General features: G+C 71.4%; 10 protein-coding genes and 1 pseudogene. 5 read left to right on the top strand and 6 right to left on the bottom strand.

Annotated elements, in window-relative coordinates:
- A partial coding sequence (locus IE182_RS31225) for an oligopeptide/dipeptide ABC transporter ATP-binding protein (RefSeq protein WP_190113367.1) occupies positions 1-567 on the top strand: 567 nt, incomplete at its 5' end.
- Positions 568-614: 47 nt separating this feature from the next.
- Here IE182_RS31225 and IE182_RS31220 read toward each other — a convergent pair.
- The 6 genes from IE182_RS31220 to IE182_RS31195 all read right to left on the bottom strand — a co-directional run bounded on the left by IE182_RS31220 (position 615) and on the right by IE182_RS31195 (position 9,046).
- Positions 615-1,673, bottom strand: coding sequence for an ABC transporter ATP-binding protein (locus IE182_RS31220; protein WP_190113366.1), 1,059 nt, complete (start codon positions 1,671-1,673; stop codon positions 615-617).
- Positions 1,674-1,685: 12 nt separating this feature from the next.
- A complete protein-coding gene (locus IE182_RS31215) occupies positions 1,686-2,702 on the bottom strand; it encodes an ABC transporter ATP-binding protein (RefSeq protein WP_229845288.1) in 1,017 nt (338 codons plus the stop codon).
- A 17-nt stretch (positions 2,703-2,719) separates the two neighbouring features.
- Positions 2,720-3,697, bottom strand: a complete 978-nt coding sequence (locus tag IE182_RS31210; RefSeq protein WP_190113364.1) for an ABC transporter permease — start codon at positions 3,695-3,697, stop codon at positions 2,720-2,722.
- 108 nt (positions 3,698-3,805) lie between these two features.
- On the bottom strand, positions 3,806-5,614 hold the full coding sequence (locus tag IE182_RS31205; RefSeq protein ID WP_190113363.1) for an ABC transporter substrate-binding protein: 1,809 nt from the start codon (positions 5,612-5,614) through the stop codon (positions 3,806-3,808).
- Positions 5,615-5,676: 62 nt separating this feature from the next.
- Positions 5,677-6,696 carry an ABC transporter permease gene (locus IE182_RS31200; RefSeq protein WP_190113362.1) on the bottom strand — a complete coding sequence of 340 codons (1,020 nt, stop codon included), beginning with the start codon at positions 6,694-6,696 and terminating at the stop codon, positions 5,677-5,679.
- Between the two features lie 229 nt (positions 6,697-6,925).
- Positions 6,926-9,046, bottom strand: a complete 2,121-nt coding sequence (locus IE182_RS31195) for a S9 family peptidase (RefSeq protein WP_190113361.1) — start codon at positions 9,044-9,046, stop codon at positions 6,926-6,928.
- 211 nt (positions 9,047-9,257) lie between these two features.
- On the opposite strand from IE182_RS31195, the gene IE182_RS31190 reads away from it, so the two are divergent.
- The 4 genes and pseudogenes from IE182_RS31190 to IE182_RS31175 all read left to right on the top strand — a co-directional run.
- Positions 9,258-9,452, top strand: coding sequence for a hypothetical protein (locus IE182_RS31190; RefSeq protein ID WP_190113360.1), 195 nt, complete (start codon positions 9,258-9,260; stop codon positions 9,450-9,452).
- A gap of 74 nt (positions 9,453-9,526) precedes the next feature.
- Positions 9,527-10,414, top strand: a complete 888-nt coding sequence (gene mshB / locus IE182_RS31185; protein ID WP_190113359.1) for an N-acetyl-1-D-myo-inositol-2-amino-2-deoxy-alpha-D-glucopyranoside deacetylase — start codon at positions 9,527-9,529, stop codon at positions 10,412-10,414.
- Positions 10,411-10,821 (top strand): DUF6113 family protein, encoded by a 411-nt coding sequence (locus tag IE182_RS31180; RefSeq protein ID WP_229845287.1) that lies wholly within the window; start codon positions 10,411-10,413, stop codon positions 10,819-10,821. The genes mshB and IE182_RS31180 overlap by 4 nt, the downstream gene beginning before the upstream one ends.
- Positions 10,822-11,165: 344 nt before the next feature.
- Positions 11,166-11,565 (top strand): annotated as a pseudogene (locus IE182_RS31175) (hypothetical protein); the annotation flags it as partial.

Here is an 11,565-nt window from a genome sequence, read left to right as displayed (position 1 = left end):
GGCGGTCAGCGGCAGCGCATCGGCATCGCCCGCGGCCTGGCGCTCAACCCGGAGATCATCATCTGCGACGAGCCGGTGTCGGCCCTCGACGTGTCCGTGCAGGCCCAGGTGGTCAACCTGCTGGAGAAGCTGCAGCGCGAGTTCGGGCTGTCCTACGTGTTCATCGCGCACGACCTGTCGGTGGTGCGGCACATCAGCGACCGGGTCGCGGTGATGTACCTCGGCAAACTGGCCGAGGTCGGCACGGACGCCCAGATCTATGAACACCCCACCCACCCCTACACCCAGGCCCTGCTCTCCGCCGTCCCCGTGCCGGACCCGGCGGCGCGCGAGCGGCGGGAGCGCATCCTGCTGGCGGGCGACGTGCCCTCGCCGGCGCACCCGCCCAGCGGCTGCCGCTTCCGTACGCGCTGCTGGAAGGCGAAGGAGAAGTGCGCCCGGATCGTGCCGCCGCTCGAAATCCCGGACTGGTTCCGGGAGGGCGGCGGGCCCTCCGCCCACGTCTCGGCCTGCCACTACGCGGAGGAACGGCACGTGGTCCCCACCGAAGCCGACGGTGCACCGTAGAAGGACGTGGGGCGTAGAAGGACGTGGGGCGGGGCGCAGGCCCCGGGTCAGTCGCCTTCGGCGGCCCGCAGGGCCGGGTCCAGGATGACCTTCGCGTCGCGGGCGACCGTCGGCGGTTCCGGGAAGTGGCACGCCGACAGGTGCCCCTCGCGGCTGCCCTCCGCGCGGAGCAGGGGCGGCTCCTCCGTCGCGCAGCGCTCGCGCGCCTTCCAGCACCGCGTCCGGAAGCGGCAGCCGCTCGGCGGGCTGACGGGGGAGGGGACGTCGCCCGCCAGCCGGATGCGCTCGCGGGGCGCCTCCCCGGCGGCGCCGAGGTCCGCCGCCTCCGGCACCGCCGACAGCAGCGCGTGCGTGTACGGGTGGCGCGGGCGCTCGTAGATGTCGTCGCGCTCGCCCACCTCCACGATCTTGCCGAGGTACATCACGGCGACGCGCTGCGAGAAGTGCCGCACGACCGCGAGGTCGTGCGCGATGAAGAGGAACGCGATGCCCAGCTCCCGGCGCAGCCGCTGCAGCAGGTTGACCACCTGCGCCTGGATGGAGACGTCGAGGGCGGAGACCGGCTCGTCGGCGACGATCACCTTGGGTTCGAGCGCCAGCGCCCGCGCCACCCCGATGCGCTGCCGCTGGCCGCCGGAGAACTCGTGCGGGAAGCGGTTGTAGTGCTCGGGGTTGAGGCCGACGGTCTCCAGCAGCTCCCGGACGCGCGCCTCGCGGCCGCCCGGCGGCGCGATGCCGTTGATCTCCATCGGACCCGAGATGATCTTCCCTACGGTCTGCCGCGGATTGAGCGACGAGTACGGGTCCTGGAAGATCATCTGGATCTCGGAGCGGATCGGGGCGAGCTGCTTGCGCCCCGCATGGGTGATGTCCTCGCCCCGGTAGAGGACGCGCCCGGCGGTCGGCTCCAGCAGCCGGGTCAGCAGCCGCCCCGTCGTGGACTTGCCGCAGCCGGACTCGCCGACCAGGCCGAAGCTCTCCCCGGCCCGTACGGTCAGGTCGATGCCGTCCACGGCCTGCACGGCCCCGACCTTCCGCCTGACCGGAAAGCCGCCCGTGATCGGAAAGTGCTTGGTCAGCCCCTCGGCCACCAGGATGTCGCTCATGGCTCCCGCTCCTCAGCCCAGCCGGGGCTTGATCTGCCCGGTGAAGATGCTCCGCTTGCGTTCCGCGCTCAGGTGACAGGCGCCGCCCCGCCCGTCCGGCAGCTCCGGCCGTTCGGTGGCGCACCGCTCGCCGCCCACCTCGGCCGTGAAGGCGCACCGCGGGTGGAACGGGCAGCCGGGCGGGGGCGCCAGCAGGCTCGGCGGCGTGCCGGGAATGGGGCTCAGCGGCTCCTCGACGTCGGAGCCGAGCCGGGGCATCGAGCCCAGCAGCCCCCAGGTGTACGGATGCCGGGGCTCGCGCAGCACCTCGCGGACCGTGCCGTACTCGACGGCCCGGCCGGCGTACATCACCAGCAGCTCGTCGACGGTGTTGGCGACGACGCCCAGGTCGTGCGTGATGAGGACGATCGCCGAACCCGTCTGCTGCTGCAGGTCCTTGAGCAGGTCGAGGATCTGGGCCTGCACGGTGACGTCGAGGGCGGTCGTCGGCTCGTCGGCGATCAGCAGCTCGGGATCGCAGACCAGCGCCATGGCGATCATCGCGCGCTGCCGCATGCCGCCGGAGAACTGGTGCGGATAGTCGTCCACCCGCAGCGCGGCGTTGGGGATGCCGACCTTCTCCAGCATCTCGATCGCCCGCAGCCGGGCGTCCCGCCGGGAGGCCCCGGTGTGCTTGCGGAAGGGCTCGGCGATCTGCCGGCCGACGGTGTAGTACGGGGAGAGGGCGGTGAGCGAATCCTGGAAGACCATCGCCATGGTGTCGCCGCGCAGCTTCTCCAGCACCGGCTCCGGGGCACCGGTCAGCTCCTGGCCGTCGAGCAGGATCTCCCCGCGGATCGTGGTCCGCCGCGGGTCGTGCAGGCCGAGCACGGCCAGGCTGGTGACGGACTTGCCCGAGCCGGACTCGCCGACGATGCCGAGCGTACGGCCGCGCTCCAGGCCGAAGGAAAGGCCGTCGACGGCCTGCACGGTGCCGTCCTCGGTGGCGAAGCGTACGGACAGGTCCCGTACGGACAGGAAGGGGGTCAACTGCACTCTCCTGACGGCTAGGCGAGCCGCACGCGCGGATCGATGAAGGCGTAGGCGGCGTCGACGACGATGTTGGCGACGACGATCGCCGTGCAGCCGACGAGCATCACGGCCATCAGGGTGGGCAGGTCCGTCTCGCTCACCGAGGAGACCGCGAGCCGGCCCAGCCCGTGCAGGCTGAAGGTGAACTCGGTGATGATGGCGCCGCCGAAGAGCGATCCGAGGTCGATGCCGAAGATGGTGACGATGGGCGCCATCGCGCCCCGCCAGGCGTAGCGGAAGAACACGGTGCGCCGGGACAGGCCCTTGGCGCGGGCGGTGCGCACGTGGTCCTCGGCGAGCTGCTCGATCATCTGGGAGCGGGTCATCCGGCTGTAGTTGGCGATGAAGATGATGGAGAGCACCAGCCAGGGGATGAGCATGCCGGTGAACCACTTCACGGGGTTCTCGGTGATGGGGTGGTAGGCGGGGTTGTCCATCCAGTGCAGGCCGCTGACGAACACGGCGAGCGCGATGACACCCACGAAGTAGATCTGCAGGGCGTTGCCGATGAGCGACAGGGAGCTGAAGAACTTGTCGATCCAGGTGCCGCGGAACGCGGCGGCGAGCATGCCGATGCCCACCCCGACGGTCAGGAAGACGGCGGCGCCGCCCAGGGTGATGGACAAGGTGGTCGGGAAGCGGTCCACGATGGTGCCCCAGACCGGCTGCTGGTTGGAGAACGAGTAGCCGAAGCAGGGCGCCGGGCAGTGGCCGACGGTGAAGTCGCGGCCGGTGACGATGCCCGACATGTAGTGCCAGTACTGGACGGGTACCGGCTGGTCGAGGCCCAGGTTCTTGTTGATGACCGCGATGGCGTCCGGGGTGCAGTTCTTGCCGCAGGACATCAGGGCGGGCTCGGAGGGCAGGGCGAAGAAGAGGAAGAACGTGATCGCGCTGATCAGCAGGACGATGACGATCGCGCCCAGGGAGCGGCGGAGGAGGAATCTCAGCATGGACGTTCCGGGAGGCGTCTGCCCGGCAGTGGCGCTCACCGGGTGGCGGGCAAGGTGGCCGGGCCGGGCGCTGGTGGCCCGGCCCGGTGGCGCGCCGAGCGGCGCGCGCTACTTCACGAACGCTCCGGTCGGGTCGGCGGTCCCGTAGACCGGGTGGTACTTGACCCCGCCGAGGTTCGAGCCCCACAGGGAGAACTGCCGGTTGTAGAAGACCGGTACGCCCGCGACCTCGTCGGTGAGGATCCGGTCGGCCAGCTTCTGCCACTCGGGTGCGGCCTGCTTCACGTCGGGGATCGCGCTGATGCGGTCGATCTCCGCGTCGATCTTGCTGTTGTTGAGGTGGCTGTAGTTCTGGGCGCCGTCGGCGATCTGCCGGCCGTCGAAGAGCGGCGGGACGACCGTGGAGGAGACGGGCCAGTCCGCGCCCCAGGAGGTGCGGTAGATGTCGAACTGGTTCTTCACCTCGGCGATCGCGGTCCGCCAGGTGTTGGAGTCGACCTCCTTCTTCTGCACCTTGAAGCCCGCCCGCTCCAGGGCCTGGGTGACCACCACGGCCACCTTCTGCTGGACGTCGGTGTTGGCGTAGGCGTAGACGATCTCCTGGCCGACCTTGCCGGCCTCCGTCAGCAGCTGCTTGGCCTTCTCCGGGTCACCGGCCGGGCTCTTCTTCTTCCCGAACGGGTCGGTGGGCCGGTAGCCGTCCATGGCGGGGGAGAGGTAGTTGGTGGCCAGCAGGCCGGCCGTCGCGCCGCCCATCTGCTGCACGATCTGCCCGTTGGGCATGGCGAGGGCGAGGGCCTTGCGGACCCGGACGTCCCCCAGCCGGTCCATGTTGAAGCTGATGTAGTCGACGTAGGGCTGGATCTCCACGAAGCGACGGGCCTTGGTGTCGGACTGGCCCAGCACCTTCTCCGTCATCTCCGGGGCCACGGCGTTGGAGAACGACATGGCGTTCTTGTCGGCGCCCTGGTCGGCGAGGAAGCGGCGGGTGGAGTCCGCGAACTGGTGACCGAAGCTGATCTCGAACTTGTCGGGGTACTGATGGCGGACCGGATCCGTCTTCGGGTCCCAGTGCTCGTTGCGCACGAGCGTGAGCGACTTGCCGACCTTGTAGTCGGCGACCTTGTACGGGCCGGAGGAGAAGGGTGCGTTGTCGTACTTCTGCTTGGTGTCCTTCTCGGCCTTGACCGGGCCGATGTTCGGCATCGCCGTGGCGAAGGGCGTGTCCGCGTGCGGCTTGGCGAAGTGGAAGATCACCGTCTTGTCGTCGGGGGTGTCCAGCACGGAGGCGGGCAGGTGCTTCCCGTCGTACGGTCCCTCCGGCAGCGCCTTGCGGAAGGCGTTGCCGTCGCCGGAGAGCCACTGGGGGATGTAGAGCGGGCCGTCGGTCTCGAAGGGGGCGTAGAGCCGCTCGATGCCCCAGCGGACGTCCTTCGACGTGATGGGCGAGCCGTCCTCGAACTTCAGCCCGTCCTTGAGCGTGAACTTCCACGTCTTCCCGCCGTCGGAGGCGGTGCCGGCGTCGGTGGCCAGGTCGCCGACGACCTTGACCCGGCCCTTGTCGTCCACCTTGTAGGACGTGAGGGTGCGGTTGTACAGCATCTGGTTCGTCAGGACGTCGGAGTAGTAGATCTGGCCCGGATCGAGGTGGTTGAAGGCGTCGCGCTGGAGCACCCCGACGGTGCCCCCCTTCTTCGCGCCGGACACCTCGGGGGCGGGTCCGGCGGAGTCGGCCTTGGTGCCGATGGAGTAGTTGGCCGAGGTGGTCTTGTCCTCGCCCGGCCCCTGGCTCTGCTTGTCCCCGTCGCCGCCCCCACCCCCTCCGCTGCTGCACGCGGAGAGCACCAGGGCCCCTGCCGCCAGGGCCGCGGCACTGAGCCGGGCTCTGCGCCTGAGGAACATCGTCGCGGAAGTCATGGGTGCACCTGCCTGTCGGTTGCCTGCCGGCTGCCGGTCGTGGACGACGTGCGAGGGCGCGCTCAGCGCGCGGTCCGGGGATCGAAGGCGTCCCGGACCGAGTCCCCCAGGAGGTTGAAGGCGACGACGAAGGCGATCATCGCCAGCCCGGGGAAGAAGATGTAGGTGATGTCGCTCTCGTAGTAGTGGGCGCCGTTGGCGAACATCCGGCCCCAGTCCGGGGTGGGTTCCAGGATCCCCACGCCGATGAAGGACAGCCCCGCCTCGATGGTCACGATCGTGGGCAGCATCAGCGTCGACTGCACGAGGATCGGCGTCCACAGGTTGGGCAGCAGCTCCTTGGTGATGATCCGCCACGGGGAGGCGCCGGTGACCTTCGCCGCCTCGACGAACTCCCGCTCCCGCAGGCTGAGCACCTGGCCCCGCAGCAGCCGCGCCATGCCCATCCACCCCAGCACCCACAGCACCAGGATCAGGGTGAGCACCCGCAGGTAGGTCGGGGTCTCCTTGTTCGGGCTCACGAAGAGGGAGTAGACGACCGGCGTGAAGGCGATGAACGACAGCTGGCTCGGGAAGGCCAGCAGCAGGTCGATGAACCGGCCCAGGAAGTAGTCGGTCCTGCCGCCCACGTAGCCGGCGGTCACCCCGATCAGGATGCCGGTCAGCACGCACAGCACCGTGGCGGCGGCCGCGATCAGCAGCGAGGTGCGGATGCCGTAGACGAGCTGGGTGAGCACGTCCCGGCCCAGGGTCGGCTCGATGCCGAACCAGAAGTCACCGGAGATCCCGCCGTTGGGCTTCACCGGGTAGCCGAACTCGTTCAGCAGGCCCGGCCGGTCGATCCCGTAGGTGGTGGTCGGGTCCTTGCCGTAGACCTTCGAGATCAGGGGCGCGGCGAGGGCGACGAGGAAGAAGAAGGCCACGACGCAGGCGGAGACCACGCCGGGGCGGTCGCGCTTGAAGCGCCGCCACATCAGCTGGCCGGGCGACCGGCCCTCCGGCGCGGCGGGCCCGCCGCCCTCCGCGGCCCCGGAGGGGACGGCGGGCGGTGTCTGGGAAGGTGTCCGGGAAGCACTCGTCATCGCGCAGATCCCCCGCACTGTGGTCTCGTCGGCCCTCGCGGCCCCTGCGAACGCGGTTGGGCTGAGCCGGACTTTCGCAACGCGGGCACAGTGCAGTCAAGGGGGCTGCGATGGACGATGCGGCCTTCTGCGGCATCTTGAGCGAAGGTTGTGCAGATCGAGGTGGCGGCGTGCTTGACAGGCCGTCAAGCACGCCGCGCCACGGACCACACCAAAGGGTCTGCGGGAATCAGCTCATGCCCAAGGACCGCTTGAGGAAGTCGACTTGGAGCAGGAGGAGATTCTCGGCGACCTCCTCCTGCGGCGTCATGTGCGTCACCCCGGACAGCGGCAGCACCTCGTGCGGCCGGCCCGCCGCGAGCAGCGCCGAGGACAGCCGCAGGGTGTGGGCCGCGACCACGTTGTCGTCGGCCAGACCGTGGACGATCATCAGCAGACGGGTGGGGGAGGCCGGCGACGACAGCCCCTCGTCGGTCACCAGGGCGTTGCGGGCGTACACCGCGGCGTTCTCCTGCGGCAGGCCCAGGTAGCGCTCGGTGTAGTGGGTGTCGTACAGCCGCCAGTCGGTGACCGGGGCACCCGCGACGGCTGCGTGGAAGACGTCCGGGCGGCGCAGGACGGCCAGCGCCGCGAGGTAGCCGCCGTAGGACCAGCCGCGGATGGCGACCCGGCCCAGGTCCAGGGGATGGTCCGCGGCCAGCGCCTGCAGCGCCGTGACCTGGTCGTCCAGCGTGACGCCGGCGAAGTCCTCGTGGACGGCCTTCTCCCAGCCGGGAGAGGTGTGCGGGGTGCCCCGGCCGTCGGCGACGACCACGGCGAATCCCTGGTCGGCGAACCACTGCGACGTCAGGTACGCGTTGTGGGCGGCGGCCACGCGCTGGCCGTGCGGTCCTCCGTAGGGGTCCATGAGCACCGGCAGCAAACCGTCGCCCTCGCGGTAGCCCGACGGCAGCAGCACGGCGCAGGGGATGCCGAGGTCGCCGGCCCGGGTCAGCCGGGCCCGGGCGGTCAGCACCGGCGTCTCGGCATGCGACGGCACGGTGGCGACCTGCTTGCCCTCGCGCAGCACCCGCACCTCCGTCCCCGGCCGGTCCAGGCACGTCGACGCCAGCACCGTCACCGCCCCCGAACGCACCGCCGAATGACGCCCCGGCCCGTCCGAAACGCGCTCCACCCCCAGCTCGTTGACGCGGTACACGTGTGCCTCGCCGGTCTCCGCGTCCGCGGCACCGGCTCCGGCGGAGGCGGCGACCAGCACGTCCTCCTCCGCGACGTCCAGGACGGAGAGCACGTGCAGCTGCGGGCCCGTCAGCGCCCGGTCGCCCACCACCAGGACCCGGGCCCCTCCCTCGTCCGCGATGCGCACGAGCCGGCCGTCGGGCGTCCACGCGGGCACGCCATCGAAAAGTTCCAGCCACTTCGGGTCCTCGTCCGCGTGCAGGAGGCGCGTGGCTCCCGTCGTGGTGTCCACGGCGAGGTATTCCTGCGCCCGCTGGTCGCGGGTCTGCACCTGCAGCACCGGAGGGCCGTCCGCCGACCAGTGCACACGCGCCAGATAGGGGTGGCGCTCGCGGTCCCACACGACGTCGGTCCGCGAGCCGTCCAGGCGCAGCAGGGACAGCGAGACGGCGGCGTTGGGGGTGCCGGCCGCCGGGTAGGCCACCTCGGCGGGCGCGCTGCCCGGGTGGGCCGGGTCGGCGATCCACCAGCGCTGCACGGGCGCGTCGTCCACGCGCGCGGCCAGCAGCGCATCGCTGTCGGGGGACCACCAGAAGCCGCGCAGCCGGTGCATCTCCTCGGCGGCGATGAACTCGGCCAGTCCCCAGGTGATGGTGGCGCCGTCCGGCTCGGCCAGGGCCCGGTCCCCGCCGCCGTCCGCCGACACGACCCGCAGGGCACGGCCCGCCACGTAGGCCACGTGACGTCCGTCGGGGGAGGGCCGGGGGTCGGCCACCGGGCCCGGCACGGGCAGTTCGCGCGCCGTACCGCTGCGCAGCCCGGTCACCCACAGCCGCCCGGACAGCGCGAAAGCGGCCAACTCCGCGGCGCGGTCCACCGCGTAGCCGACGATGCCCGCCGAGCCCTCCCGGCTGCGCTCGCGGCGCGCCCGCTCCTCGGCGGACAGCTCCTCGTCCGCACCGCCCAGCAGGGCCGCCGGGTCGGCGGCCGGGTACTCCCGTCCCGTGTCGAGGTCGAGCACCCACAGCACGTTGGCCCGGTCGGTGCCGCCGCGCGACCGCAGGAAGGTGACGCGCGAACCGTCCGGCGACACGCCGAACGAACGGGGCACTCCGAGGGAGAAGCGCTGGGTGCGGGCGTGCTGCCGAGGAAACGAGAGCTGTCCGGTCATACGGCGAGCCTACGGGCCTTACCACCGGGTTCACCCAAGACGGCGAGAACTCGCCGTGCGCCCCGTGTTTGCGCCCGTGCACCGAGTCATGCGCACGCACGGAAAGTTATGATCGCTCGCGCATAGTGGGTATGACTCCCTGGCGTCGTATGCCCCGTCCGGGCATTCGTATGCCGTCCTTCCGACCGCACGTTCCTGGAGGTGAGCCGCTGTGGCACTTTCGATTTCGGCGGTGGTGCTGCTGGCGATCATCGTCTTCCTGCTGGTCCGGAAGTCCGGGTTGAAGGCCGGGCACGCAGTGGTCTGCGTGCTGCTGGGCTTCTACCTCGCGAGTTCGTCGATCGCCCCGACGCTCAACCAGCTGAGCACCAGCGTGGCCGGCATGATCAACAACATCAAGTTCTGAGCGGCCGGACGCGGCAGGGGCCGGGGCGCCCGGGCGGCGCTCCGGCGGGCCGGTACGACTCGTAGGCTGGTGTCATGACCGACCTTCCCGGCCGCCGGCTGCTCCTGGTGCACGCGCACCCCGACGACGAATCGATCAACAACGGCGCGACCATGGCCAAGTACGCCGCCGAGGGTGCCCACGTCACGCTCGTGACCTGCACCCTGGGCGAGGAGGGCGAGGTGATCCCGCCCGCCCTCAGACACCTCGCCGCGGACCGGGACAACACCCTCGGCGCGCACCGGCTGGGCGAACTGGCCGCCGCCATGGCGGAGCTGGGCGTCACCGACCACCGCTTCCTCGGCGGCCCCGGGCGGTACCGCGACTCCGGCATGATGGGCGGGCCGCAGAACGACCGCCCCGAGTGCTTCTGGCGGGCCGACGTGGACGAGGCCGCCGCATCCCTCGTCGAGGTGATCCGCGAGGTGCGGCCCCAGGTGCTGGTCACCTACGACCCCGACGGCGGCTACGGCCACCCCGACCACATCCAGGCGCACCGCGTCGCCATGCGGGCCGTGGAGCTCGCCGCCGAGCCCGCGTTCCGCCGGGACCTCGGCGAGCCGCACCAGATCGCGAAGGTCTACTGGAACTGCGTCCCGCGCTCGGTGGTGGAGGCGGGCTTCGAGCGGCTGCACGAGGCCGGTCGCGAGGGCGACCTCTTCCCCGGCATCGCCTCGCCCGCGGACGTGCCGGGCGTGGTGCCCGACGAGGAGGTCACCGCGGCCGTCGACACCTCCGCCTTCGCACCCGCCAAGGCCGCCGCGATGCGTGCCCATGCCACGCAGATCGCCGTGGACGGGCCGTTCTTCGCGCTCTCCAACGACCTGGGGCAACCGCTGTTCCCCACCGAGTACTACAAGCTCGTCCGGGGCCGGGCCGGCGCCGTGCGCGAGGACGACCTCTTCGCGGGAGTGGACGCATGAACGGAACGGGCGGAATGGGCGGCGGACTGCTGAAGCCGGTCGGCATCGGGCGGCTGTGCGCGTACGCCGGGCTGGTCGCGTTGGGCTTCCTGACCGGGGTGGCCGGATCGCTCGTACAAGGCGGGTGGTTCCCCGCCGGGTTGCTGCTGGCCCTGCTCGGCCTCGGCGGCCTGTGCTACGGGGCGGTCGTGGCCACCGGGAGCAGAGCGGGCGGCGGGGCCGCCGGCCTCGGGTGGCTCATCGCCGTGATCGTGCTGGCCGCCAACCGGCCGGAGGGGGACTTCCTCTTCGAGGCCGGAATCGGGTCATATGCCTTTCTGTTGGGAGGAATGGCCTTCGCTGTGATGTGCGCCACTGTCCCGAAGCTGCCGCAACCGGACGGGCCTTCGGCCCGACTTGGCAAGTGACGTGACGATTTTTACCTGACTGCTCTCCACCGGCCGGGGGAGGGAAACAGCGGTCGTCGAATACGGGCCCGTGGTGCCCAGTATGGTGGTGCGCGCCGCCGAGCCTCCCCTGGCCTCCGGCGATGGGCGACCCAAAGCGAGGTCACGAGGGCGGCAAAGAGTATCCGGGAGAACCTGCTTTGAGCCGTGCATCTGACAGTTCGTCCTCCGGGCCCCAGGGGCGCGGTGGCGCCGCCTACCCTTCGGGCACCCCGCCGTACGGGACCAACCCCGGCGAGGAACCGACCGGATCCGCTGCTTCCGCTTCCTCGGGCAAGCCGGGTGAGCCGAAGACCGAGACCACGATGACGACGCGGATCCGCATCAACATCCCGGGCTCGCGGCCCATCCCGCCGGTCGTCCTGCGGACGCCCGTCGGCGACGAGGCCGCGGCCGCAGCCCCGGACGCCCCCGCAGCGCCCGCCGCTCCCGCAGCGCCCGCCAGGGACGGCGGCGCGCGCAGGGAGAGCGGCGCGCGCAAGGAGGGCCTGCCCGTGCGCCCCAAGCCCTCCGCCCAGACGCCCGCCGCCGCGGCGGGTTCGGCCGCGTCGGCCACGGGAGGCGACGGCGAGCGCCCGGACAAGACCAGCGACTGGTTCGCTCCGCGCAAGTCGGGCGGCACCCCGCCGCCCCCCGCCGGTGCCCGTCGGCAGCAGGCCGGCGGCGGCCAGCAGCCGCCGCAGCCGCGCCGCGGCGCGGCCCCGC

Origin of the sequence: Streptomyces cinnamoneus, assembly GCF_014650495.1 — a bacterium.
GTDB classification, from domain to species: domain Bacteria; phylum Actinomycetota; class Actinomycetes; order Streptomycetales; family Streptomycetaceae; genus Streptomyces; species Streptomyces cinnamoneus.
Note: the sequence above shows the minus strand (reverse complement) of the source record. Positions and strands in the feature narration are given on the sequence as shown.

Excerpts from the sequence above, each read along its gene's own strand:
- IE182_RS31220 (WP_190113366.1), bottom strand. The coding sequence starts at position 1,673 with ATGAGCGACATCCTGGTGGCCGAGGGGCTGACCAAGCACTTTCCGATC.
- IE182_RS31210 (WP_190113364.1), bottom strand. The coding sequence starts at position 3,697 with ATGCTGAGATTCCTCCTCCGCCGCTCCCTGGGCGCGATCGTCATCGTC.
- IE182_RS31205 (WP_190113363.1), bottom strand. The coding sequence starts at position 5,614 with ATGACTTCCGCGACGATGTTCCTCAGGCGCAGAGCCCGGCTCAGTGCC.
- IE182_RS31200 (WP_190113362.1), bottom strand. The coding sequence starts at position 6,696 with ATGACGAGTGCTTCCCGGACACCTTCCCAGACACCGCCCGCCGTCCCC.
- IE182_RS31195 (WP_190113361.1), bottom strand. The coding sequence starts at position 9,046 with ATGACCGGACAGCTCTCGTTTCCTCGGCAGCACGCCCGCACCCAGCGC.
- mshB (WP_190113359.1), top strand. The coding sequence starts at position 9,527 with ATGACCGACCTTCCCGGCCGCCGGCTGCTCCTGGTGCACGCGCACCCC.
- IE182_RS31180 (WP_229845287.1), top strand. The coding sequence starts at position 10,411 with ATGAACGGAACGGGCGGAATGGGCGGCGGACTGCTGAAGCCGGTCGGC.